This is a genomic window from Leuconostoc sp. JNUCC 76 (genome assembly GCF_053667755.1).
Map to the genome: position 1 here is coordinate 1,330,399 of NZ_CM132206.1, position 23,210 is coordinate 1,353,608.

27 protein-coding genes are annotated in these 23,210 nt (G+C 34.3%); 6 read left to right on the forward strand and 21 right to left on the reverse strand.

The annotated features are described in order from the left end of the window. Positions 1-412 precede the first annotated feature (412 nt). The 3 genes from JNUCC76_RS06710 to JNUCC76_RS06720 form a co-directional block, all read right to left on the reverse strand. Positions 413-1,399: an IS30 family transposase gene (locus JNUCC76_RS06710; protein WP_454153647.1), complete on the reverse strand. Its 987-nt coding sequence runs from the start codon at positions 1,397-1,399 to the stop codon at positions 413-415. A 116-nt stretch (positions 1,400-1,515) separates the two neighbouring features. Next, positions 1,516-2,046: a hypothetical protein gene (locus JNUCC76_RS06715; protein ID WP_454153649.1), complete on the reverse strand. Its 531-nt coding sequence runs from the start codon at positions 2,044-2,046 to the stop codon at positions 1,516-1,518. Positions 2,047-2,108: 62 nt separating this feature from the next. Next, positions 2,109-4,196 carry a pLS20_p028 family conjugation system transmembrane protein gene (locus tag JNUCC76_RS06720; RefSeq protein WP_454153651.1) on the reverse strand — a complete coding sequence of 696 codons (2,088 nt, stop codon included), beginning with the start codon at positions 4,194-4,196 and terminating at the stop codon, positions 2,109-2,111. Between the two features lie 451 nt (positions 4,197-4,647). Here JNUCC76_RS06720 and JNUCC76_RS06725 point away from each other — a divergent pair, with 451 nt between their 5' ends. From JNUCC76_RS06725 to JNUCC76_RS06745, 5 genes are all read left to right on the forward strand, one after another. Then, on the forward strand, positions 4,648-5,091 hold the full coding sequence (locus JNUCC76_RS06725) for a hypothetical protein (RefSeq protein WP_454153653.1): 444 nt from the start codon (positions 4,648-4,650) through the stop codon (positions 5,089-5,091). After that, positions 5,084-5,296, forward strand: a complete 213-nt coding sequence (locus tag JNUCC76_RS06730) for a hypothetical protein (RefSeq protein WP_285714046.1) — start codon at positions 5,084-5,086, stop codon at positions 5,294-5,296. The genes JNUCC76_RS06725 and JNUCC76_RS06730 overlap by 8 nt, the downstream gene beginning before the upstream one ends. Before the next feature lie 10 nt (positions 5,297-5,306). Continuing rightward, the gene (locus JNUCC76_RS06735) at positions 5,307-5,525 is read left to right on the forward strand and encodes a hypothetical protein (RefSeq protein ID WP_454153655.1); all 219 of its coding nucleotides are present in this window, start codon (positions 5,307-5,309) and stop codon (positions 5,523-5,525) included. Positions 5,526-5,972: 447 nt separating this feature from the next. After that, positions 5,973-6,203, forward strand: coding sequence for a hypothetical protein (locus tag JNUCC76_RS06740; protein WP_454153657.1), 231 nt, complete (start codon positions 5,973-5,975; stop codon positions 6,201-6,203). Continuing rightward, positions 6,184-6,507, forward strand: a complete 324-nt coding sequence (locus tag JNUCC76_RS06745; protein WP_454153659.1) for a hypothetical protein — start codon at positions 6,184-6,186, stop codon at positions 6,505-6,507. The genes JNUCC76_RS06740 and JNUCC76_RS06745 overlap by 20 nt, the downstream gene beginning before the upstream one ends. Before the next feature lie 765 nt (positions 6,508-7,272). On the opposite strand, the gene JNUCC76_RS06750 is transcribed toward JNUCC76_RS06745, so the two are convergent. The 5 genes from JNUCC76_RS06750 to JNUCC76_RS06770 form a co-directional block, all read right to left on the reverse strand. After that, entirely contained in the window at positions 7,273-9,219 is a 1,947-nt protein-coding gene (locus JNUCC76_RS06750) for a hypothetical protein (RefSeq protein ID WP_454153660.1), read from the reverse strand. A 656-nt stretch (positions 9,220-9,875) separates the two neighbouring features. Continuing rightward, positions 9,876-10,796: an FRG domain-containing protein gene (locus JNUCC76_RS06755; protein ID WP_454153662.1), complete on the reverse strand. Its 921-nt coding sequence runs from the start codon at positions 10,794-10,796 to the stop codon at positions 9,876-9,878. A gap of 821 nt (positions 10,797-11,617) precedes the next feature. Continuing rightward, complete coding sequence (locus tag JNUCC76_RS06760) at positions 11,618-12,241, reverse strand: hypothetical protein (RefSeq protein ID WP_454153664.1); 624 nt, start codon at positions 12,239-12,241, stop codon at positions 11,618-11,620. Between the two features lies 1 nt (position 12,242). Further along, positions 12,243-13,295, reverse strand: a complete 1,053-nt coding sequence (locus JNUCC76_RS06765) for a DUF262 domain-containing protein (protein ID WP_454153666.1) — start codon at positions 13,293-13,295, stop codon at positions 12,243-12,245. A 494-nt stretch (positions 13,296-13,789) separates the two neighbouring features. Next, positions 13,790-13,918, reverse strand: coding sequence for a hypothetical protein (locus JNUCC76_RS06770; RefSeq protein WP_454153668.1), 129 nt, complete (start codon positions 13,916-13,918; stop codon positions 13,790-13,792). Positions 13,919-14,308: 390 nt separating this feature from the next. Here JNUCC76_RS06770 and JNUCC76_RS06775 point away from each other — a divergent pair, with 390 nt between their 5' ends. Continuing rightward, the gene (locus tag JNUCC76_RS06775) at positions 14,309-15,562 is read left to right on the forward strand and encodes an FRG domain-containing protein (protein ID WP_454153670.1); all 1,254 of its coding nucleotides are present in this window, start codon (positions 14,309-14,311) and stop codon (positions 15,560-15,562) included. 172 nt (positions 15,563-15,734) lie between these two features. Here the strand turns inward: JNUCC76_RS06775 and JNUCC76_RS06780 are convergent, their stop codons facing one another. The 13 genes from JNUCC76_RS06780 to JNUCC76_RS06840 all read right to left on the reverse strand — a co-directional run bounded on the left by JNUCC76_RS06780 (position 15,735) and on the right by JNUCC76_RS06840 (position 23,127). Further along, entirely contained in the window at positions 15,735-15,977 is a 243-nt protein-coding gene (locus tag JNUCC76_RS06780; RefSeq protein ID WP_454153672.1) for a hypothetical protein, read from the reverse strand. 11 nt (positions 15,978-15,988) lie between these two features. After that, positions 15,989-16,720, reverse strand: a complete 732-nt coding sequence (locus JNUCC76_RS06785) for a hypothetical protein (RefSeq protein ID WP_454153674.1) — start codon at positions 16,718-16,720, stop codon at positions 15,989-15,991. A gap of 6 nt (positions 16,721-16,726) precedes the next feature. Continuing rightward, complete coding sequence (gene mobL, locus JNUCC76_RS06790) at positions 16,727-17,485, reverse strand: relaxase MobL (RefSeq protein WP_454153676.1); 759 nt, start codon at positions 17,483-17,485, stop codon at positions 16,727-16,729. Further along, positions 17,469-17,783, reverse strand: a complete 315-nt coding sequence (locus JNUCC76_RS06795) for a hypothetical protein (protein ID WP_454153678.1) — start codon at positions 17,781-17,783, stop codon at positions 17,469-17,471. The genes mobL and JNUCC76_RS06795 overlap by 17 nt, the downstream gene beginning before the upstream one ends. After that, positions 17,773-18,486 (reverse strand): hypothetical protein, encoded by a 714-nt coding sequence (locus JNUCC76_RS06800; RefSeq protein ID WP_454153680.1) that lies wholly within the window; start codon positions 18,484-18,486, stop codon positions 17,773-17,775. Before JNUCC76_RS06800 ends, JNUCC76_RS06795 begins: the two co-directional genes overlap by 11 nt. Before the next feature lie 17 nt (positions 18,487-18,503). Continuing rightward, on the reverse strand, positions 18,504-18,812 hold the full coding sequence (locus tag JNUCC76_RS06805) for a hypothetical protein (RefSeq protein WP_454153682.1): 309 nt from the start codon (positions 18,810-18,812) through the stop codon (positions 18,504-18,506). Continuing rightward, positions 18,799-19,596, reverse strand: coding sequence for a DNA/RNA non-specific endonuclease (locus JNUCC76_RS06810; protein WP_454153684.1), 798 nt, complete (start codon positions 19,594-19,596; stop codon positions 18,799-18,801). Before JNUCC76_RS06810 ends, JNUCC76_RS06805 begins: the two co-directional genes overlap by 14 nt. A 15-nt stretch (positions 19,597-19,611) precedes the next feature. Next, the gene (locus JNUCC76_RS06815) at positions 19,612-19,989 is read right to left on the reverse strand and encodes a hypothetical protein (RefSeq protein WP_454153686.1); all 378 of its coding nucleotides are present in this window, start codon (positions 19,987-19,989) and stop codon (positions 19,612-19,614) included. A gap of 207 nt (positions 19,990-20,196) precedes the next feature. Continuing rightward, the gene (locus tag JNUCC76_RS06820) at positions 20,197-21,165 is read right to left on the reverse strand and encodes a hypothetical protein (protein WP_454156546.1); all 969 of its coding nucleotides are present in this window, start codon (positions 21,163-21,165) and stop codon (positions 20,197-20,199) included. A 163-nt stretch (positions 21,166-21,328) separates the two neighbouring features. Next, positions 21,329-21,679, reverse strand: coding sequence for a hypothetical protein (locus JNUCC76_RS06825; protein ID WP_454153688.1), 351 nt, complete (start codon positions 21,677-21,679; stop codon positions 21,329-21,331). Continuing rightward, positions 21,657-21,923 carry a hypothetical protein gene (locus JNUCC76_RS06830; protein ID WP_454153690.1) on the reverse strand — a complete coding sequence of 89 codons (267 nt, stop codon included), beginning with the start codon at positions 21,921-21,923 and terminating at the stop codon, positions 21,657-21,659. The genes JNUCC76_RS06825 and JNUCC76_RS06830 overlap by 23 nt, the downstream gene beginning before the upstream one ends. A gap of 26 nt (positions 21,924-21,949) precedes the next feature. Beyond that, on the reverse strand, positions 21,950-22,891 hold the full coding sequence (locus tag JNUCC76_RS06835; protein WP_454153692.1) for a replication initiator protein A: 942 nt from the start codon (positions 22,889-22,891) through the stop codon (positions 21,950-21,952). A 14-nt stretch (positions 22,892-22,905) separates the two neighbouring features. Beyond that, entirely contained in the window at positions 22,906-23,127 is a 222-nt protein-coding gene (locus tag JNUCC76_RS06840; protein ID WP_223321768.1) for a helix-turn-helix domain-containing protein, read from the reverse strand. Positions 23,128-23,210 lie beyond the last annotated feature (83 nt).

Below are 23,210 nucleotides of genomic sequence, written 5' to 3' on the forward strand. Positions count from 1 at the left end.
GGTTTGCGACTGAAATCATTCAACTGTTTTAATTATAATAGTTTAAACAAATCTTGTCAATCCCTAGTTTCGAGCTAGAAATACTTCTATACCAGCGTTTAAAGCTATTTTTATTTTAAGCAATTAGATATTATGTTAACTAAAAAGGTTTACGAACATGTCAACCCCAAATAGAAAATATATAGCCTTTTTAACGATTATTTTTTATTTTGTGCCTGTTTATATCTGATACGGTGCGGTTTCTAGTGTTTATTACATTTTGGTTACATTTTTCAGTTTTTCCAAAAGTTTTGCCCCTTTTTTTAACTAAGTTTTGATTCGCTTAAAAATTTCATTCTCACTCTCTAATTTAATGACACGAAAAATAGACATCCACTGCGTGAATGCCGTTCTGATTGTGCTATTTTATAAGTCAATTTTTGGACTTTTTCTCCCGTCTGGCTAAATTAAATTTATCGGCTGGCGTATGCCAATTCAATACCCTTAATGGCTTTTCATTAATCAGTTTAGTTACTGAGTTAATTCTAACTTGCAATATTTTAGTAAATACAGTGCCTTTAGGAAAGTATTCTCTGATTCTGGCATTACGTTCTTCATTTGAACCTCTTTGCCATGCAGCAAAAGCATCCGTAAAGTAAATCTTTTTATTAAACTCATGCGTAACAGTCAGAACATTAGACGTATTGGTAAATTCATTACCACGATCAAAGGTCATACTTTTAACTTGATCACCATAAAATCTAAAAAAGAACGCCATAGCCTCTCTAATGGACTTACCCGTTTTGCTTTTGGTCTTCACAGCGACTAAAAAGCGTGTTTTGCGCTCTAAAAACGTCAGCAAGAGCGTTGAACTAGAAATCGGACCTTCTACCCCATCAACCTCCCAATGGCCAAATTCGGTCCTTTCTGTGACTTTTTTTGGCCGTGAACTAATGTGATGAATCTTGAACATCTCTCGGTCTGTCTTCACGCCGTGGTAGTGCTTTTTTTTTAACCTATATTTCTTTGGTCGATATTTTAATAATCCATCACGTGCGTAGCCATAAAGCGTATTTGTTGAATAAGGCACACGAGTTGCCATAGCAACTTGTTGTAAAGACCAATCTCTATCTAAATACTCATTGATAACCTTTTGCCAGTGTCTCGTCATCTTTGGTTTACGCATAGATGCTTTCTTTCGACGGTATTCTGATTGAACCTGAGCCCAATCAGCATTATAGGGAAATATTTCGGTATTTCGAATAACATCTGGTCGCATAGTATTGCGGTGAATTTCGTTATAAACCGTTGAGACTGAACGATGAATTTTCTCGGCTATATAGGCATAGGTATGCCCTTCTTGTCTTAAAGTTTCAATTCTAACCCGATCACCATGCTCTAAATGCCTAAAACGTCTCATTTTGTATTTCCTATTTTTTCTAAACATTGTTAGCAGAGAAAAAAGTTTGATCCTCACAAACGACTAGGAATCAAACTTTTTTTACTTTTATTCAATGAAATTATTGACAACTGTTGTTACTGTATATCATCTGGGTTAAACATAGTGTTGTCCTTATTAAAGTCCTTCACCGTATCATAATAGCATCCCAATTCTTTATATTTTCCTGCCTTCACCGCATCATAAATTGTATCCAGTGCTTCCGTGTCATAATCGCTGTTTTTTATTGAATCAGGTGTGCCAAAGCTTATACTTGCAGCATATTTTTGTTTTTGAGTCATCTGTGAATATTTTTCCGCCCACTGATTCGCATAGGTTTTAAAGTCTGAAAAAGTCCATTTAGTGAAGTATACATCATTTTTCCCACTACCTAAGACAATCACATGGCCCTTCATCTTAGCAGCTTTTTTAGCATAGGCTTTTTCTGTATTTTGATCCTTTACAGATGTCGAAGCAGATGATGCTTTCACACTTGAAGCATAACTTGATGATTGTGCCTCAGGACTGTTTTGTTTTTGTTGATGCAACATAGCTAACAAAATTCCGATAACAATGATTCCAATCACCACAATTGTAATCCAAATTTTATTTTGCTTAATTTTCTCCATCAGTATACTCCCTAAAATCAACTACTGTTAATTTTACCGTATCAGCCTACAAATTAAAAGTTTCACTTGTCTTCTTTACTTGATACGTTTTGTTGATTCTGAATTTTCGCTTTTTGTTTTGCAATAACACTCTCAGCCCAAGCGCGATCCTTTTCTTTTTGTTGCGCTGGTGTCAACGGTTGAGTCACCGTCTTTTTGCCAGGCAATGTACCGCTCAAACGTGGGGTGTTTGGACGTGACATGGTTGCGGGTGTTGCACCAACTCCCTTAGGTTGAACAACTGTTCCACCACTCACAATTGGCTTAGTTGAATTAGCAGCGCTAGACTTGGGTGAATTATTTTTAATAGGCAAGCCACGGTGTGCATCAGACATAGCGTGGCTCATAGATTGAGACTTATTTGCTGTATCTTTTGGATGAGCATTAGGTGAATTTGTGGCAGCCTTTGAAAGGGCTTCATGAACATTACGTGGTTGGCTATTAGTGACAGATTTATCACTGCCACCAGCTTTTGGTGTCACAGGTGAATGACGTTTGTTAAAAGCTTCAACAGCTTGCTTGCCACATTCAAAGCTATCAGTGACACCACCAGCATAATCCTTGACATTGCCAACGGCTTTATTCACGCCACCTTTAACTTTTTCACCAGCAGCCCGCCCAGTGTTTTTCAATAAACTACCTGGATGCTTCATTGCCCCGACTGTACGTCCTGCTACCTCAGCGGCTTTAGCTGCCTTTCCCGAGGTTTGTGCGCTACTATCAATACCAGTATCACCCAAACTATGATCAGTCAGTGCTTTACTATTATCTAATCCTTGATTGCCACCTGAATTGGCAATTTTCTTGCCTAGTTCGCGGTTCTTCTTTTTCTGTTCGGGTGAGATAGCATTAAGCCCTTTACCAATGTTTTTTTTGGCCGCTTTAGATGCGCCACCAATCATGTGTGCCGCTTGATTAGCTAATATCATTGAAGCCACTGGGTTATGACCAGAACGAACCCCAGTCCATTGTTCAATCATTTCAAATCCACCTGCAAGCCCTTTACCACCAGCTAATAAGGCGGCTATGGATAAGATTGTGAACGGCCACATACCTAAGTTTGGAATGCTTTTAATGGTGTTAAAGGCAAATTCAACCCAAGCAAAGAAAAATATCAAAGAAATTGGCATCATTACAATGCCTGTAATTTGTCCCTCAATCATGCCTAAAATTTGCATAACTCGTTTACCTTGTGTCCCATCACGTAACCCAAAATAAACAATTGAGCCGGCCATGAAGGCCATTTTATAGACGGAGGATAGCAAACGCACAATAGCGCCAGCGACTACAATAATAAAGACAATTTCACCGCCAATAATGCCCAACCAATTAGTTTTCATAACTGGGTATTCATCCGCAAATGTTTTACCCAAAACAAGTGAGTCACCAGAAATGTCAATCATCTTACCATTTCCACCAATTTTTTTTGTAAAAACAGACTTTTGCGCATCATTTAATCCGTCTGTATAACCTGCATCACTCATAACTGAATGATAGTCAGAACCAGTTATTTTGGCATCTGCATCAGCAAAGACATTCTTATCAAGTTTGTATTTAGTCATATCAAAATTATGTTTAGCTAAATACTTTAAATCGGTTGAATTTCCTTTCCAAAGTTGCGTAATAATTTGTGGTTGATCTTTTCCAGACACATCTGCGACCGTTGCCGTACCAATATTTGACATTAAACCAATAATCATTGGCAAAGCACTGATGACTGCAACAGTGATGGTGATGCCTTTAGGCCATTCACGCCCTTTCCGACCAGAAGTAGCCGTATATTGAATCCACTGTACTAGCATCATAATGCCAAAAATGACAAAACCTAAATACAAGAAATCTTTTAGAATATTGCCTAAGTTCCAATCCGTGTAAGCTGCGTTCTTAGGCTCAAAGAAAATATTCATAAAGTCTAACAGTTTAAATGAGTCTTGATACGCCTCATAAACAGTATTGGCAATGTAATAGAATATTAAAGCTATACTATGCATAAATAGCATAATTAGCGTTAAAAATATGTGTGGTAAAGGGCTGAGATACTGCGACCATTCACTGTAAAAGTCTGGTGTTGGCCCGTTTACTGGTAATGTTTGTGCTAAAGTTTGGAGCATTATTTTTTCCTCTTTTCAATGCGGGTGTTTTTCTGCTCGTACATTTTCGTTTGTACTTTAATACAGGTATGGCTCACTCTAGCAGCTTTTAATAAAATGTCATAAGAAGCACCACTTTTTCGTGAAGACTCCCCCAGTCCCCCTGATCATTAACTTGACAGGCGTGGTTGATACCACACCAGTCAAGTTAATTGGGGGTTCAAATGGCTCACTTCCGTTCGCATCGCACCAAATTGCTTTGTTTGCTCTGTGCCGTTTTCACAATCGCATGATAAAGAGTCTGTAAGTCGCAAGCGCCAAACAGTCTCTACAAAGAAACACAAGGACGTGGCAAGTTGCTGCGCAATCCTTGTGTTTCTTTGGTTATTATGCCAATTGTTACCCGTCACGACGCAACCAGCTCAATTGAAGCGATTGCCAACAGGAAAAAGATTCAGAATGGAGAAAAATAATGACAAAGCAATTCTATGATGATTTTAGCAAATTGCCAATCACCAAAATGGCACAATCAATCGCTGATATGACTTATTTGTTCAACGAGACCAAAGTGCCAACTAGTCACTATAAAGCGCAATTAAGTAAAGGCTTTGAAGAAATGGTTGAAGCAAGCGTTAGTGTTTCATTAGTCAACACCATTTTCAACACTTTGCAAGCTTTACAAAAAGAAAGTCCCAAGTTGTTTTATCAAGCTATGCTCTGCCTTGATACCAAAGTAAAGCCTAGCAGTATTACCCCTAGTCAATATCAAGCAATGGAATTTACTTGGTCACAATTTGAATTGAACAAAAAGAAAAGTATCCTTGATAAGGACTTTATCCAAATGTTCAATCAAGTTGAAGAAAACGGACTCATCTATTACACGCAAAACCAACAGGAGACAGATGACAATGAATGATGAAGTTATTGAGAATATAGCCATACGTTACTTTTCATGGTCTGATGAATTCCCTATGGGCGGGAGTGAAATTCACGTCAGTGAGTCCACTAGCAATGACTCGGGTGAAATAGATTTATCAGATGATGAAGCATTGCGATTAAGTGCATTTATCATGCAAGAACTAGCTGAGGGTAAACACGTTACCCTAAGAACCACCATTTAAGGAGAATAATATGGCAATCGTCAACGTTAAATATATGGAAACATTGGCTAGAACAGTGGCAGTTAATGTCCCTGATACACTCACAGATGAGCAGAAACTGACACAAGCTGTTGAAATTGGCAAACGTCACTATTTTGACGAAAAAGTGATTTTAGGAGCAGATGATTTAGATTTACGTGAAATCAGTGCGGAGTACAAACAAGAGACAACGGACTACGAGGAATTTTAATCACAGATAGGAGTGTGTGTTTATGGGTGTATTCGTTTTTAAACTTCTCATGCTAATTGCCATGCTGGTCTATATTTTATATTACCTAGTTGGTGTGATTATGATTGCGCGTGAAGATGATGAGCGGTAAAAATTTTTTGCCGTGTTCCCCAGACCCGCAAGCGGGATCAAACACGCTGCGCTTGTCCTGCCAAGCTCTTGGGTGCCACTTCGCTTTGAGTCAAACATTGTGTCACAACCAGTGACTTGTAAGCTGTGGTGATGATACCACAGCAACAAGCACTAGCACAGAATACAAGGGCTTCGTAAATTCGCTACGCTCACCCTTGTATTCTGTGCTGCTTGTGTCCCCATGTTCTTCGTCAAAACGAAATAACACACCAATCACAGGCAGGGCCGACAGGAAATGGTTTCTGCCTGGTGCGTACATAATCAAGGAGAACTACTATGAATCGAATTACCAAAGTTATCACTACTATTGCCGCAACAATTATCAGTTTGGATATTTTATTAATGGTCATCAATGGCACAATGTTGTATGTCTTACTCACACTGGCTGGCTTTTATTTCTTAGCTAGCTTGGCTTTTAAGCAGTCCGCTTATAAAGCGATGAGTTCCTGGATCAATACTGGTCACCTGCCACATAAGGAGAAAACTCATGTCAAAACTCACAACTAAAACATTGTCTACCACTATTGATGCTAACGGATTAGTCATTTTAGAAAGCAATGGCCAATATATTTATCCAGGTTTAGCACAAGCAATCTTTGACGATGCTATTTTTGGTCCGCATATTTTAAAGCGACTGCAACGTCTTTTTGTTGACCACCCAGATGGTCTGAGTGAATCAGGTCATGACTGGTATTTTGGTTATCTGGTCTGCGCTTATACGCAAACGCATTTTGGTGTTAAGAGTCTATTGAATTATCCCTCAGTGACAAAGGAGCTTTTTTCACTTTGTCTGACAAAACTATCCGAATAGGAGGATAAAATCATGTTAATCTTTTGTTTATGTTTATTAGCAATGTTTCTGTTTTGGCTATTTGGCCACATTTTAGGAACCTTACTTTATGTTTTAATCCTTATTTTTGGTCATCTTTTTAACTACTGGCACCTGTATTTACCAGTTTTTATCATTGCTTGCATCTGGTATCATATCGGCACCCTGAATATGACTGTTTTCATGCTTTGTTTAGCAGCAATGGGATGGTCATATTTAGTCATACTGGTTCATTTTGGCAAGCAGAAGTGACCTACAAGAAAAAATGTGGCATACATGCAACATTAATTCATTATCTGTTATAGTCTTCTCGTGATAGAAATTATTAATACTTGAGTTTCACATTTTGACCTTTAATAAGCCAGTCACTCTTGTTTAATATACATGGTCAAAATGTGTTGGCTTGACTCTTCCTCGGTTTATTTTTATCACTAGACATTGTGTGGCTGTGTGATTGGAGCATTGGCCAGTAGTTTATCTAATCGTCAATTAAACACATAAATACTTTGTCACTCACAAAAGGCGCTAACTTGCTTAAATTACAAGTTAGCGCCTTTCTTAGAATCTGGGCCTAAAGATTTTACACCTTTAAACCGTTAATATAGCAATACTTTGGATAGGAGCAATTATGTCAAGATTGATTGATACATTAGACTTACGGTACATTGTTTTTTCAAATTTCACTATAATATATTGACAAGTGCAAAACCTACATTAAAATGCAAATCAATCAAATTAAAACTGTTCTTAGTTCGTATCTTCTAACCGCCCGGATTGCTTTTTTCTAGCATACCAATCTAATTCCTCATCTATTCTATATGTATATAATAAAACAATACCTAAGAGATTTAGATAAAATATTTTATATTCTTTATCTTTTTTCTTTGAATAACTTCCATGGGTAAGTTTATTACGAATTTTCAACGAATCATTATATTTTTGATCATCCAAAATATACGAAATATAATTCATATCCTCCTTAGAGAAAAGTAGCCCCTCATACTTTAATTTTCCACTATCAACCCCCGCTTGTATTGTTTGATTTAAGCTTTCGGAAAGATTCATTGTCGAAATATATCCTCTTTGCCAGATTAATTGAAAAATCTCAATTTCATTTAAGTTAGTAAAGTATAAGTTTTGCCCTACACCTAGCTGCAGGATATTTTCTGAAATAATTTTTTCAATTTTATACACTTGGAATTCATCGAAATCATTCAATGTGACACCGTTCCGTACCAATTCAAAAAAGTTTGAATAATTATTCTTTGAATTTTGACGTATCAAAAATGAATTTGTTGAAAAAAGCAAGTTACATAAATCAATTTGATTTTGTGAATTAAAATATACAAATTTCTTTTTAGATAACGACGGAATCTCATTGTAGTTTACATCACCAGAAGAGAGTTCAAACAGCTCCATATTTATTTCTTTATCCTTGACAAAAAAAACGAATTGCCTTAATATGCTATCCATTTCAGGAATAACAAGCTTACATCTATCATAAAATTTGTAGTCTTTACTGGACACATTGAAAAAAAAACCTCGAATACAATAATCTCTTTCTATAAAGATATTATAAAAGTCTCCAAAAACTGATTCCAAATCATTCCCATTTTTATCAAGATAATCAAAATATGCCAAGAAAATTAAATCAAATAATTCTTTAGTATATTTAAAAATGATAGAATTATCATAATCAAATCTAGAACTACGATTAAACAAATCCATAAACGAATCCATACTAAAGTACGGCGATGCTGAAATTGTAAATTGGCCCACACTGTTAAAAAAACCAAAAAAGTATATAAAATTTTTTAGTATCGTTCGACCATCTTGCTCTGTGTCTAACCAATCTCTATTAAACTTAATAAAATTTTCTGACTGGCTATTTAGCGATTTGAATTCATAATCTTTTTCCAGTCCACTTTCGAAAGACACTCCCATGGAGAAAATATGAGCTCCTTTTTTATCAGCAAATATTTTTTCTAAACCATCATTATATTTATGTTTAGCTAATAAAATGATTTCAGGATCTAATTTTTTCAAATTATGTTTGCCCCACTTACTAATTGCTTCTAAGTAGCTCAAATTCGCATTAGGTAACATGCAATAACGTCGTGCCCATTCATTTAGTTCAACATTCGTAAAATCAAAGTTGAATTCGATTCTAACTTTATTACCTATCTCCTCATATTTATCTACAAAAATTTCAAAGTGTTTTGGATCCTTCAATAGTAAGCCTTTTATCCCTAGATTGAATTTCTTGCTAATTGCTTTGTAATGCAAAATTGTTCTCATACTCACGTTTTGGTGCTTTATAAAAGAACAAAATTCATCTGAACTCACTTTTTTCAGTACCCCCAATTTCAGCATTAAGGACCAAAAACAATCCTTATAGATACTAGGTAAGATAGAGTATTCATCGGAAAAACTGTCTAATTTTCTCTGTGAAACAAATATTACTATTCTATTTTTTAAGTCTTGATAAAAATTATTTAATTCAAGTTCAGTAAGTTTGGCGGCTTCTTTAAATTTTTCAATAAAAGAGCAAATATTATCTAATTCAATAATATCTACTAACTCCGATCCAAATTTATCGTTTTTAACTTGAATTATAATTGATTGAATTCGTTCAAAATCATCTTTCAAATAATATGTGTATTCTGAATGATAGCAGAAGCGTTTTGCGTCCATAATGTAATCCTTTCTTGCATAACTCTAAGCGTAACACAAAATAAATGTTCTCAATTTATTTAAAATGATTATGAAATACTCACTCATAATACAAACACAAACAGTTCATATGCGTCGGATTATACGCTGTACGACGTAATTTATAAAATCATTTATTTTTATAATAAAATATTCATTCAAAAAACTTTTTTGGCTCTTGGAGTGAATTGATTATACGTCAATGAAAGACAGTTTTAAATTGGTTAACATTATTTCCGAAATCAAACTACAAACCCGCTTATGTTCTAAAATAGGCCGCAAATTGGGATTAGGTGGTCTTATCACCTAAAATGAATCAATTAAGTTTTAATTTAAAATTCTGGTGGCCAAGGTAATAATTCTTTTGCTTTTTAATTGACTCAAACAAACTCATTTTATCGGGAATTTCTATGAGCTATTAAAGTACCTTAATGTCAATAATTTGTCTAAAATATAACTGCTTGTGAAATAGGAAAATAAACATTTAAGTCAGCTTGTGGATTCTGCTATTTCACAAACAAAAACAGGCTCTTGATAGCCTGTACCTACGCTACTTTGTATAGTGACAATTATGTTAACCTGAATTGGTTTATCTATTTTTTTCATTTTTAAAGTCACGCCAGAACATCATTATAATTTTATAACAGAAAGTGTCTCGTGAATAGTTTGTCTAATAACTCACTATTTTGATCACCAAGACGATACACTGAACGTTTTGTATAGTTGAATTCTTCCAGGTATTCCATCAGATCAGAGTGAAAAAAGTTTTTATCAAAATTTAAAACAGCAGAAATAAAAAATTTTGATTCATTCGATCCTCCAATATCATACGACATATTCCGTAATTGTACATCTTCCATTGGATTCTTAGGACCTTTGATTGTGAACTTTCCAGATTGCCTAGTAATTCTATGACAAAAATCTAAATTTGTCTCTATGGCTATTGGGTTGATAAAAGAATTTGTGGCATCTCCATCAGGATTTAGTGAATCAACTTGTTTTGTATAGTACTCAACTACAGCTACATCATCTGAAGATAGCACATCTGAAATATCATGACCATTACTTGACAAAGCCGCGTAATAATTTAGTATTTTTGGGTTTGTAGCATAAATAACAGGCATTGTACTTGTTTCAGTATCGGCATCATAGCAGTCTATAAAGCCATCTATTGCAAAAAAAAGAGCAATATTGGGATCTGCTGTCCAATCAATAAACGGAGTTTTGAAGCCGTAGTGCTGAGCCAGCAATCCAAATTGTAAATTATTTAGCTGTAAATGAGCAATACTTTCATACTTTGCATCAGATTCAACAATACTCTTAATTCTCTCAATGTTGTTTTTGAAATTTTTAATGGTGTATTTTATCGTAGATATGGAGTTACTTTGAGTTCTCACTTTATCCCTTGAAATAGTAGACTCTATATCCCAAGAATTATCGCGCTGTCCTCGATACCAACTATATCCTGAATTATTTGCCATTCGTACAAATTCAAAAAAACCATCGAGATTGTTTATCTGATAGTTTGCATTTTTAACCAAAACTTTCATATTTTTCATTTAATGGTCCTCGAAATGTATCAACTGGTTGTTAAATTAGATTGCGAAGTGAACATCAACAGAGTTAATTAATAAAAAGGTTTTCTTGTTGATTGCCAGTAAAGCGTGTTTTATAAAAGAAACATCATCAGATACTTCCAGAGTATGACTAATGTTAATAAAACATCAGCATTTTCGAACAATTCATCGAAAGCCTTATTCAAATGAAAGGTCAGTTTATTCTCTAGGAGGTATTTGGATCATTTGAACCATAGCCATGATATCCAAAAGATCATTGTGATTGAGCACGCCAACATTATGAGCGCAAAAATAATATAAATTGTCGTTAACACTATTTATTTTTTTCTTTTACTTAATTCATTATTTTTGTATTTTGAATATTTTGTAATTCTTCAAGTTCATCAATTAAGCTATTTAAATCGTTAATTTTTTCACGTGTTATATCACACATTAAGTCACAATTATTGATAATGTTTTTCACAACTTTCATAAGGTACCTTTAATTTGTTAAATTTTACCCTGCATCATTCATAGTTGATTCCTTACTTGATCTGTATTATGCTTCAAATTTTAAAAAGAATGTTACTAAGGTGCCTGGCAAGATAAAAAAACAAAAGTTAATACCCCGGTTGTTTGACTTCTGAGCATATAATTTTGAACAACAAATTTTGTAGGTTACTTAAATCTCAGAAACTTTGCATCATTAACTTTTGAACAAACTCACTGCTAACAAAAGCTACCTTTTTTTATTTACTATAAAATCAAAAGCACTATTGCTCTTTTTAAAACGAAAATTGTAACAAATTATTCTTAAAAATATATTAACTAACATTATATTCAATGGGCTTTTCGGCAATAAAACTTATCATTTCTATAATTATTTCGACATAAAATATAAAATTAGTTTTATAAGTTTTTTTGAGTTTTGATCCTGAACGTTTTTTCCTCATATATTCGTCAACTTCTATGAAATCAATACCTTTAGGATCTAAAATTTTGATATATGCTTTACGAGATTCATCACTTCGATGTGCTATAAAGTTACGAATCTTTTTTATATCATTAACTTGTGAAAAGTTATTCAGTTGTTTCATTTCTTTATAAGGATTTGGCTCTAATAGCAAATCCCCCTTATCATCTACAAGATCAAAATAATCTATAAACGATTGACCTCTAGATTTCATTAACTTATAAAACTGATTCTCATCTGAAAAATTAATTTTGCCAAGGTACCTTTTATTGCTGACGTCAGTAATAGAATTTTTCACTTCTTTTTCCTCAATGTTCAGAACAAAAAGTTTAAAAGAATCTACATAATAAGTTTCGTACAAAACCCAAATTCTTAAAATTGGTAGTTCATAAACATCATCGTGGATGGCTTTATCACGCCACATTTCTATTTCACTAATTGTTTCTGTTTTTAATTCGCTCAGATTCATTTTCATTTCAATTTCTAAATAATATTTTTCTTAGGATAATAACACGCTTTTCTCTAGATAACTTTGAAGTAGTCCTTCGCGTGTTTAATTGTTTGAATTCAGAAATCATATTTTGGACTTCAGGTGTTAACTCTTTTTCATCAGAACTCCACAGACTAATGAAATTACGAAAATTTTTCACCATATTTTTTTTCGTTTCTTCTGACAACTCATATTTTTCACTCTCATTTTGTTCTGCAATAGTAGCAAATAGTGTAAATAAATAATTTTTATTATCAAAGGGTTCGATATTACGATTAACACTATTAAATAAAAGTTCAATATACTGAATTATTGCAAACATTCTTTCTTTAACCTGAAGAACATTATCAAAATCCACATCATATTTCTTATAGACATTATCAATAAATTTTGGTGTCTCTTCAACATAGCCGTTCAACAAAAAAATGATTAATGAGTTCACAAATGCTGCATCATTCATTCTTGAAAAATCACGATCTTTAAAAATTTTGAATTCATCAAAAAAATCATGCAATTGTCCAGAAATACTGTAAACGAATACTTTAAACGGCCCCCAGTATATAGAATTTCTTATTTCCTGTTTATTCAAAACATAGTTATTTGAATTCAGACGTGCAAACATTTCGTAAATCAATGAATCCTTATGCTCTGTTATAATTCCAGATGAAATTTTATAACTAAGCACTTCTTCTTTTTTGCTATCATCAAAGTTTGAATATATCGTAGAATAGTATTCAGAATTATGTGATTTCAACACTGTCAAATCGTCATTTAAAAAGTCTATAATGGCCGTAATTCTTTGTTGTCCATCAATTATTTCGCGAACAACATCGTTGTTTTCAACATTGAATGATTTTCGCATAAAAATTGGTGGAATTGGAAACCCTCTTAAAATAGAGTCTATCAGATATGATCTTGCATTTTCGTTCCATACTTTATTCCTCTGATACTTCGCAGACAACTCTAACTTACCTTGCTTATACCATTGAACAATATCTGCAACTGTCACTATTTCATAGTCGTTTCTTATTTGAGTCATTATAACGTTTCCTTTTAATTATTGCATTACTTTTTAATAACTTACATCAGAAATTGATCAAAAATAATTAAACCTCTTTCAATACCAGCAATTATACTACCAAAGACACAATTGTTAAATGAAAATATGAGTTTTTTAAATAATTAACATGCGTTTTTTCTGCTCAGAATTCAATGGAATAAACTATTTTTTTCAGTTACCAAACACAATTGAAATGTGGTTTTGCTTATAAAAGTTGACACACAAGATAATGTCTTCTTGCCCTTCAGTTAATTATTGCTATATACTTTTCAAACAAATATTTTCACGCTTTAAAATTTAATAATCGCGAAATATGGAACGCTAAAAAGGTTTGAGCGCTTACTGACATAATTCTTGTCTACTGGATACTGATGGCTCCTGATATAATTAGGTACTGGATTGGTTTTTAATTGTAATTAAAATACGCACAAGTGTCTAGACTTGTACTAAAAATTGGATGATTGCAAGTAATCTCACATCACAAATTTTTTTGTTGGTACGATGACCGCTCGTTTTAACATTTCATTTCCTTCTTCCAAAATAGCGAGATACTTCTCTAATTGTTTGACATCCTGTAATGTCTTTGACTTACCATTAATCATAACCAGTATAGCTTGTTTGACCCGAATAATAATAAAATCATTTGACGGCCAAAATTACTCTGGTAATGATTTTGGTGAACTTTTGCTTGGTAAAGTTTAACCGGTGAATCTTTAAAATCTTGTGAATAACAAATTGACAAAAAACATACCAATATTATCATTTTACCGGCTAAATAAAAATAGTTCATTTCTCAGTGTAAGAACATTTTTTTTGTAATGAAATTGAACCTGTTGTCATGTGGCATAACCTTTATTAAAAATGAACAAAAATATTGGTATCTTTAGTTGCATTAAAAAAAACTAAATAAATTTTATGATGACATCATCTATTATTTTGTAGTTTAAAGTTATATGATTGTATTTATATGAAATCCGAAAAGGCAATAATTAATGGACAAAATAAAGAATCTATCAGAATATTTAAATACTGTTAGCGACCTGCCACAAGAATATTTTTATCGGGGAGAAAGTAAGGACTTCAATTCGACAGCATGTGTAGCAACAGCAAACCGTACTGGTTCTAACTATGATAAGTATCAGAAAAGAATGGACTTGTTCAATAGAAAGATACGAGAAACAAATTTATTAAATAACTCAAAACAACTTATTCCGTTTGCTCAACATAGTGGTTTGGCAACAAAGCTTCTGGACGTAACTTCAAATCCTTTAGTTGCCCTTTACTTTGCTTGTCAATCTACAAAAGATAACTCCGATGGAAACATTTTTATTTTTGATGACTATATTGATGCAACAGATATTTTTGAAACTTATCCAAATTTTGATTTGGAAAGCGAATTGATAAAGCATCTTGAATTATTAACAGAGCAAATACAAAATAAAATAACTATGAAGGATGACTTTGATCTGGCTTTAAATTCTCAATCAGCATTTAAAAAAATTGAACATGACGAGCTAAATCTATTTGGAAAATGTATTGAACAATATCGTAATAAATTTATCATGGGCGGATACCATAGGAATTCTCTGGCGCGTGGCATTTCTGAAGATACTAGCCCTTTTGTGAACAAATTAAACAATCTTCGTTCATTAATTGATGTAATCAAAAATTTTGCAGTTCAGATTAGTTTATCAAATGAGGAGCTGGCAAAATTAATTCTTCCATCTAATCATTCAAAAAATCGATCATCCATTGATTATGTTCACCCCTTTAGAGAAAAGCGCTACGGGTATTATAATGAACAATACAAAGTCTTTGACATCGAGGTAAAAGAATACATGATTGCTTTGGAAAGTTTGATTGCTTTCATAAATGATAGAAGTACTCTTTTAAACATGGCAGGTTCATTTAAACTACCGATTTCGACTTTGAGTTTTCTGCCAAACATGCTCTATCGTCCTGTAATGACGTTTAAAAGGGGATTAAGTCAACAAAGTGCTTTTTTTGTACAAACGACTTTTGATAAACATGCCTTTAACTTGGTCAGTCCTGACACCGACGAAATGACTGAGCATACACCAAGGCAATTATTAAATTGTCAAGCTAATTTTAAAAAAAAGTTGCTCATTGAAGGTATTTCGAAAACCAAAATTCTTGCGGAGCTTGATAGAATTGGTGTAAATAAAGCTGCCATGTTTGGAGATGCAGATAACATAGCTTCATACATAATGAACTCCAACAGCTGAACTAAAATTCACCCCCGCAAAGAGCAATTATACAAACATACGTATTCTGGTACAGCGAAAATAGAAACTTCCTTGCATGAGCTGAACCATTTGAAATTTCATTTGTTAGTGATCTTATCATATTTTTGGTTATTTCCCACCAAAACGTAATTATTTTTTTCAGATACTTGAATCATCTAATTTTATCAAATAATTCATTGTCGATTGATATCACTTCCAACAACTTTTCCAATCCTGCATCAGTGACTTCAAACTTATCAGCTAACATTTCTTTTCGATTTTTGTCAAACGTCTTAGGTGAAAAACGTCCTGCTAAAATACTAGTTATTTTTTGTGCTACAGATGGTGCTGGTAAGTGATGATATTGATCGCTTTTATCATTCACATATATTGTTAAATAGTCATTGATTGTCATGGAATAATCCTCTATCTTCCTCTTGAGACATGATTTTCATATTCTGCTTGCTGTCGTTCCACGATCTCTTTACGTTGATTGTCCATAAAGCGTCGCTCAGCAGGTAACTCAGCGCGTACTTCTTGTTGCCAAATTCTACTGATTTTATTAATTGAGCGATTATTTTTAAAAATTTGAGGCTCTGATTTACTATTTAAGACAGCTTGATTATTCATTGAATAGACTTGCTTCTCAGTACCTTTTAAATTCTCAGAGGACCATTTAGAGCTATTTTTATCTTTATGAGGCTTTTGTGACTTTATTCGATCAAATATTGATGCCAACTGCTGATCAATCGTCTCTGGTTCATCTATGACATTCAAATGCCGATACAATTGATTAGCTAAGCGTTTTTTAAGTTCTGCCTCTTTATTTTCAGACCATTTACGTTGTCCTTTCCTCATCACACCTTGATCTTCGATATTAAAATCATCGTATATTTTGGCTAACGAGATAAATTTACTGTAAGTATTTTCTTCATTATTTTGCAAGACTTTATCGATTAAATCACTAGTTAACAGATTAGCTTTAGCCATCCTACCTCTACCACTGGTCAAATTCGTATTACCAACTTGCCATTTGCCATGCAAATCTTGTGGTAAAGCCTGATAAATCTGTTTGATTTGTTTCGTATATTGGTCACTAACGAAATGTTGATCTGTACTGGCAATAATTTCATCTTTACATGAAGCTACACCTTTCAATATTTCTTATCGCCTATTAACTTCTGATTCAGACATTAACTGATTTCGAAATTGTCGTTTAGCCTTCTCAATGTTTTTTAATGGTATGACACCAACTTGCTGTCCTTTATATGGCCCGGTTTGTTTTAACATTTCAGGGCGAGTTTCAGGACTGATTTTGGCAAACCATAGATGCATATTTAAGTGGTCCGTATCTTGATGAATAACACCAAACCATGCCACATCTTCTGGGGTCTCTCCTAAGGGCAAACTAAACCCCTGGTTAATTAACTTTTTGGCAACGACTTGCTCTGCACGTTTTAATTTGTTTTGATCTAATATCCCTGTTTCTGGGTCATAGAGTTTATTTTTAACTAACCAATCCCCTCTGATAGAAAAGGCCAACTCATAGATATTGTTGCCATTTTGTTGTGCTTCATCCAGTCTTTTTTTTAAACAAGAGATATCATGGTTATCATAGTTTAGCTTGTCATGACTAAATACTGGTTGATTTTCAGTAACTGCGGTTGAACGTGTTGCATAGCCCTGTTTACGACTACCTTCAAATTGTTCTGACAACGTTATCACATCCTCTATTGTGCCGTTATTGGCCTCACTAGTTTTAACCTTGCCATTTTGGTCTTTAAGAGAGTAATCAACTAACTCGCTATACTGCCAACCATTCTCGTTAGCGACATTTGCCGTGACAAAATGGGCCGGCAGATTCACCATAGCTGTCTTCTTTTCGCCCATTGTAAATGCGCCTAATTTACCAGTCTTCACCATTCTCAAGTGCCTCCTGAATTTCTTCTAGAGATGAAAAATCTTGTTTATATTTTTTAATTAAATCAAAGCCATGTTTAACTGATATCTGTAAGATATAGTCAATATTGTTATACGACATTTGATAATTATTTTTTAAGATCAAAGCCATCTGAGCTGTATAGTAATTTGTTTTTTCCCGTTCATATTGACTATCCGCCATCTCATTAGCTTGCTCTGGATGATGCCAATTAAATTCATCAAGCTGCTGTATATACTTTGCAAGTTGAACTTCTCTTTGTGTTTTGTTCTTAATCGTCATCTATTTGCCCTCCTGCTTGATGATATTTTTTGATCAGCTGCTTGTCCCGACTACGAATTTTTTTATATTTTTCATAGGATTGTGCCAATTCATTGTTTGGATTGAGTTCTGTTGGTGCGCCAAATTGTTGAAATTCTGTCGGATTGATTGGATTAATGGCGTATTTGACAAACCCATTATCTAAATTAATCCCTTCTGGTATGTATTCTAATTGCCGCTGTTGCATGGTTAACAGAAAGCCGAGTAACGTCTCGATATTGCTGAGCTGTGTGTCCCGTTTTTTGTCCGCCTTAGACGGGCCAGTGTGATTAACCTTCTGGGCAAGATCACTATAATTCAAGTTTGCATTACTGGGATTTAATGCAACGTTTTCTACGAAAAAGTGCAAGGCAAATTTGTAGATACCACCTTTTGAAAGTTGTCCATTTAAAGCAGCTGGATGATGTTGCACCCAATGACTCATCTGCTGAAAATACCATTCTTCTTCACGTGAATTTCTGATATTGATTGCTTTGGATTGTATATTAAATACCTGTTCATCAACATCCATTTCTTGAATCACTTTGTCAATAAAATCTAATTCTGATTTCACGTCAAGCGGAATATCTTCGGGTAAATAGGTATCATAGGCCTTGAGTAAATAGTTCTTACGCTTCAACAATGTTTTCATGTGCTGTGCTCTGATTTCGACAGTGTCTTTCATAATTGATGTTCTTCCTTTCAAAATAAATAACGGTATTGTCCAACTATAAGGAGTAGCTCGAGTAAAGTGATGACAATGAGTCGCCTACTAGCATTTGGTTTAATTAAATTGTCTTGAATGCGCCAAACCTTGATACCATAAATCGCATCCATACCTAGATGAATAATGAGAACGAAAGGCATCACTAAGATACCATTTGGAATATTAAACTTTTTAAAAAAACAAGCATAGAGCAGTATCAACACAAAACTACCAATAGTACTTTGTATAATGATCAATAGTTTTATTTTTCTTCTATCGTCAGATATTTTTTTATTTTGCATCATTAGCTTCTTTCTCGGCCGAACCGTTTAAATAATTTATTTTCCACCCATCCTTAACATTGAAAACGTAGACATTAAATTTTAAAGTCCCATCATTTGACTGTGCCATCATGTGAACACCACGAGGGACTAACTCAACATTTTTGTACATGGGTGTGACTTGATAACGAACATAGTTATTCATTGACTGATGCAAGTAATCGGCAATTTCAGTTTCATAAGTCACCATACTTTTTGCATTGACACGGCTATCCGCATTCAATTGTCGCGTGCCTGTGATTAGATTTTTGGCTTCGTTGTTTAGACCAGTAAATTGATACCCAATCAAATGACTACGGTTGTAGAGCCATTCTGTGTTATTCGTCCCAGTTTTAATGGCATGGTATCCCGGCGTTTTAATTGTTAATCGTTCACGCGCTTGATACTTTTGAGAGGGTGGCATCAATTTTTGGTTAAGCAATGAATTAGCAACCTGTGGTCTCCCCAACCAATCGAGTGACGAAAGTTTTTGCCAACCGCCCTGTTTAATTTGCAAATCATTTTGATTAAAAGTTGGTTGATTATGATTGACCTCGACAACGGTTTGACCAGTATATTTCAAATTAGCTAGCTCATCATTTTGTGTCGGTGAGCTATTTTGTTTATCAATATTAATCAGTTGTGAGTGAGAACCTATTGCGACTATTTTTTGTAAAATCGACACACGATTTAAATAACCAACACCTATCAAGATGACAATAACTAATAAAATTCTTCTCGCAAATCGACCACGTTTATAATTTTTCATCTGCACTCCTTTTGTTTAGTCAAACTCATCAAAGTTAATCGGCTTTGGCAAATTTTTTTCCTGAGGGCGAGCGTTGTTTTGTATTTGCTCAATATCATCTGCCAATGGTGGTAAATAAAAATCTAAACGTGAAATAATCTTTTTAGCTAACTCACCAAAGACAAGCGTGTTGTCATTATGGGCTTGAATCAAATTATTGTTCGCATCAATCAGCTCATCAATATCCGCATCCAATTTTTGTGAAGCATCCATCCTTTCCAATCGTTGTGCATAGGCTTCAATTAGTTCTCGAATTAATTGATTAGCTGTTACGTCTTCTTTCAATGCATGCTCTTCAATAATTTCCAGTGCATGATTATCAATGTTTCTGACTGTTTTAGTTATCCCTGCCATACAACCTCCATAAAATTATTTAGTGAACTGGGAACAGGTTAAGGGGAAAGGAAATCCTAATCGGATTTATCCCGCCGTGCGGGCCTTTCAAAGGATTTCCAAACCTTTGGGGTGTAAAGGCGTTTCTTTACGCCTGTTTCACTATTTCTTTACACTCAAATCGGATAAAAAATAGCCCATTTGTGAGCTTTTTTCATGATTGTACTTTTACAAATCAGTTGGTTTTGGCAACAACGACTTGCCATCTTCAACTTGCTTTTTTGTCTTTTGATATTGACTAATATTTGTCTTGGCACGTTGGATATTATTTTGCGCGTCACTAACTTGTGTCCGTATTTGAGTAATAGCATCACGCGCATTATTAATGCTCGTTTGGGTATCGGAGTCATCAGATTGTGCGAGTATTTTTTGGTACTTTTTGATTGAAGCCTGTTGTTGATCAATTGCTTTTTGGTATTCAACAATGGCGTTCGTATTCTTCGAAATGAGTTTTTGTTGTGCTGCTATTTTAGCTTCACTTTCACTAACTTCGAGTTCTCTTTGAGTGGCAAATGTTAGACTATTTGACTTAGAAACTTTGTCACGATTGATGATGACTTTACCGCTGGCTGTATTACTATTTGCAGCCGTTTTCTTTGCACTTGAACTGTCAGCAACAACGCTACTTGGTGCTTCGACTGTCGCCGTGTTGATGCTTTTATCATGAGCTGTTAGTGTTACAGCATTGAAGTTATGACTCAAGTTTTTAAATTGAACCACGAGTGTATTATTTGAAGTTGGTACGACACGACCTGTGACCTGATTGCCACCATGATCAGTCATAGCAGTAAATTTAATTCTGCTAATATCGACTAAATCTTGGTCAGAAACTGATCCGTCAGAAATTGTATAGTGCAGTTCCAAAACACCATTATTTTTATTAAAAACACTTTCTGTCAGACTAGCAGTTTTGTTCAAATTGCCAAATGAAACAGGTGTATTTAATTCCGTACTTGGCAAATTTGAAGGTCGAGGTGTGATACTAACCAGCACAGTTGTTCCGAAAGCTATCAGAATAAATAGGCTAAATATGGCAATTAAATTGCGCCGTTGATGTTCCAAAAACCAAGTACCAAAGCGACTAAATCTTTGAAAGATAGTTCTAAACTTATCAGCTATTGTAATTATTGCAGTCATTGTCCTACCCCTCTCTGCTGTTTTGTTAAAAGCAACATAATCAATATAAGTGGCTTTGCCATCCTTTAAATCATTAATGGCTAATTTGAAGTAGGCAATTTTGGTTTCTTTTTCACCTCTTACAGTGAAGTTTACGTCACGAACTAAACGTCCTACGTGATGGTTACTTTGCATAATAATTGTTCCTCTTTTGTCTTAATATTTTCAAAATTGGCTCAGCTTGTGTCGCTAAATAATCACGCATAACCGTTGACAAAATAAATACTTCCGTATCACATTGAATCTGTTTACTTGTTAAATCTTTGACGATTGTACAACCAACATAATGGTTGCCTGCTGAGTCGGTAAATAGCTTTCCTTTGATTCTCATGCTCCCTTCACCATGCCAATAGGAAACCAATTTTTTGTCCAAATCAATATGATCACCACATACTTTCTGAACTCTAATAACGTAGTATTTTTTGCCAGCCATCCTCTTTTGAGCTTTCTTTTTAAGCGTATTTGATTTCGTCATGTTGATACTCCCGTGGCTTAGCTACTTGATAAAACGGTAAACGATAATTTCTCATTAATCTTTGAATCATCTTAAATGATTGATAAGAAGTACGGTACAATCTCACTGCACCTTCACTTTGTAATTCATGGTTTTCAATTGCTTTAATCACTTGTCGGCTTAGTTCTCCTGACGAGTTAGCCACAAAAAGAATATCAGCATTGAAAAAGTCTACCGCGATGAAAATGTTGTATTGGTTTGCCATTTTTTCTCTCCTCTCTCAACTTAACGTTAAAACCCTGATACTGATTGACTAGTCGTAACAGCTACTTTCAGACGATTTTCAAGCCCCTTAGAAAAATAATTACCGTACTGGCTAATATCAACTAAGTGGTCTCGCATATACTCCAATTGCTTACCACCAATCTTTAACAAAAATAATTTGATACTGTCATAACCTTGCAACTGCTTTTGTAGTGCCAAAACAGAATTATTTTTTTCAAGCTCACTTGTTAAAAATTTATAACCCCGATCAAGTGCAGTAACAACTACTTGTGCTTGCTCAGGTTCATTCAGCAGTAAATCAGGAATCAATGTTTGGACTACTACCCTCAAGGCTGGATTGTTCTGAATTGTTTTCCCGATAGCCACCAAAGGTTGTTGAGAATTATTTGAACTCTTAATATTATTTGTTTCATCCTCATCCAAAGAATCTGTTTCAGTATTAATCAACTCAGTCTTACTTAACTCAGTATTACTAGTGTCGTAATTTGCGACTTCTTGAAGTCTCGTTTTACGACTTCCGGTATTCGCATTTTGAGACTTCCGGAAGTCGCATTTTGCGAATACCTTGGTACTACTGGCATTGTCTGTCTTTTCTGTGACATCTTTAATTTCTAAGTTGCCAACATAAATACGATTGGGCTTGTTAAATCCTTGTCGTTCTTCTTCTAAAAGTCCGTACTGTTGTAGTTCCTTTTTAATTCGAATAACTTTGTCTTTTCCAACGCCCAACATTTTAGCCAGTTTGTCGTTTGGATAATATAAATACACGTTGCCAGATTCATCAATCCATTTATGTTTGATAGATAATTTGAAACGTTCTTTCAAAATGCTATAAGCCATTTTGGATTCAATTTTCATCTGTTGATAAGGTTCAGCAACAAATAGAGCTTTTGGAACCATGAAAAATTGTTCACTGGTCTGAACTTGGTTTAGGCTAATTCTTTGCATATTCTTTCCCCCAATCAGTCACATCCGTCTCGATACTCATTAATAATCCTCAACAATTCAATTTCGGAAATATCCAAGACTCTGGCTACTTTAGAAATTTCGTCCCCGTATATTTTGACTGTTCCTCGTTCGATTCTGGATAAACGGCTTCTATCAATTTTCATTAAATCGGCTGCTTCGTTTTGTCCCATCCTTTTAGCCAATCTTTTCTGGATCAAAAAATCACCTAATTTCATAATTGCTCTCTCCAATCAAATATGAGTTACTTTTACTACTCTTTTTCTGGTACAATATACTTTCAACAAAAATCATGAAATTA

Coding starts and splice junctions, on each gene's coding strand:
- JNUCC76_RS06710 (WP_454153647.1), bottom strand. CDS start 1,399: ATGAGACGTTTTAGGCATTTAGAGCATGGTGATCGGGTTAGAATTGAA.
- JNUCC76_RS06715 (WP_454153649.1), bottom strand. CDS start 2,046: ATGGAGAAAATTAAGCAAAATAAAATTTGGATTACAATTGTGGTGATT.
- JNUCC76_RS06720 (WP_454153651.1), bottom strand. CDS start 4,196: ATGCTCCAAACTTTAGCACAAACATTACCAGTAAACGGGCCAACACCA.
- JNUCC76_RS06725 (WP_454153653.1), top strand. CDS start 4,648: ATGACAAAGCAATTCTATGATGATTTTAGCAAATTGCCAATCACCAAA.
- JNUCC76_RS06730 (WP_285714046.1), top strand. CDS start 5,084: ATGAATGATGAAGTTATTGAGAATATAGCCATACGTTACTTTTCATGG.
- JNUCC76_RS06735 (WP_454153655.1), top strand. CDS start 5,307: ATGGCAATCGTCAACGTTAAATATATGGAAACATTGGCTAGAACAGTG.
- JNUCC76_RS06740 (WP_454153657.1), top strand. CDS start 5,973: ATGAATCGAATTACCAAAGTTATCACTACTATTGCCGCAACAATTATC.
- JNUCC76_RS06745 (WP_454153659.1), top strand. CDS start 6,184: ATGTCAAAACTCACAACTAAAACATTGTCTACCACTATTGATGCTAAC.
- JNUCC76_RS06750 (WP_454153660.1), bottom strand. CDS start 9,219: ATGGACGCAAAACGCTTCTGCTATCATTCAGAATACACATATTATTTG.
- JNUCC76_RS06755 (WP_454153662.1), bottom strand. CDS start 10,796: ATGAAAAATATGAAAGTTTTGGTTAAAAATGCAAACTATCAGATAAAC.
- JNUCC76_RS06760 (WP_454153664.1), bottom strand. CDS start 12,241: ATGAAAATGAATCTGAGCGAATTAAAAACAGAAACAATTAGTGAAATA.
- JNUCC76_RS06765 (WP_454153666.1), bottom strand. CDS start 13,295: ATGACTCAAATAAGAAACGACTATGAAATAGTGACAGTTGCAGATATT.
- JNUCC76_RS06770 (WP_454153668.1), bottom strand. CDS start 13,918: ATGATTAATGGTAAGTCAAAGACATTACAGGATGTCAAACAATTAGAG.
- JNUCC76_RS06775 (WP_454153670.1), top strand. CDS start 14,309: ATGGACAAAATAAAGAATCTATCAGAATATTTAAATACTGTTAGCGAC.
- JNUCC76_RS06780 (WP_454153672.1), bottom strand. CDS start 15,977: ATGACAATCAATGACTATTTAACAATATATGTGAATGATAAAAGCGAT.
- mobL (WP_454153676.1), bottom strand. CDS start 17,485: ATGGTGAAGACTGGTAAATTAGGCGCATTTACAATGGGCGAAAAGAAG.
- JNUCC76_RS06795 (WP_454153678.1), bottom strand. CDS start 17,783: ATGACGATTAAGAACAAAACACAAAGAGAAGTTCAACTTGCAAAGTAT.
- JNUCC76_RS06800 (WP_454153680.1), bottom strand. CDS start 18,486: ATGAAAGACACTGTCGAAATCAGAGCACAGCACATGAAAACATTGTTG.
- JNUCC76_RS06805 (WP_454153682.1), bottom strand. CDS start 18,812: ATGATGCAAAATAAAAAAATATCTGACGATAGAAGAAAAATAAAACTA.
- JNUCC76_RS06810 (WP_454153684.1), bottom strand. CDS start 19,596: ATGAAAAATTATAAACGTGGTCGATTTGCGAGAAGAATTTTATTAGTT.
- JNUCC76_RS06815 (WP_454153686.1), bottom strand. CDS start 19,989: ATGGCAGGGATAACTAAAACAGTCAGAAACATTGATAATCATGCACTG.
- JNUCC76_RS06820 (WP_454156546.1), bottom strand. CDS start 21,165: ATGACTGCAATAATTACAATAGCTGATAAGTTTAGAACTATCTTTCAA.
- JNUCC76_RS06825 (WP_454153688.1), bottom strand. CDS start 21,679: ATGACGAAATCAAATACGCTTAAAAAGAAAGCTCAAAAGAGGATGGCT.
- JNUCC76_RS06830 (WP_454153690.1), bottom strand. CDS start 21,923: ATGGCAAACCAATACAACATTTTCATCGCGGTAGACTTTTTCAATGCT.
- JNUCC76_RS06835 (WP_454153692.1), bottom strand. CDS start 22,891: ATGCAAAGAATTAGCCTAAACCAAGTTCAGACCAGTGAACAATTTTTC.
- JNUCC76_RS06840 (WP_223321768.1), bottom strand. CDS start 23,127: ATGAAATTAGGTGATTTTTTGATCCAGAAAAGATTGGCTAAAAGGATG.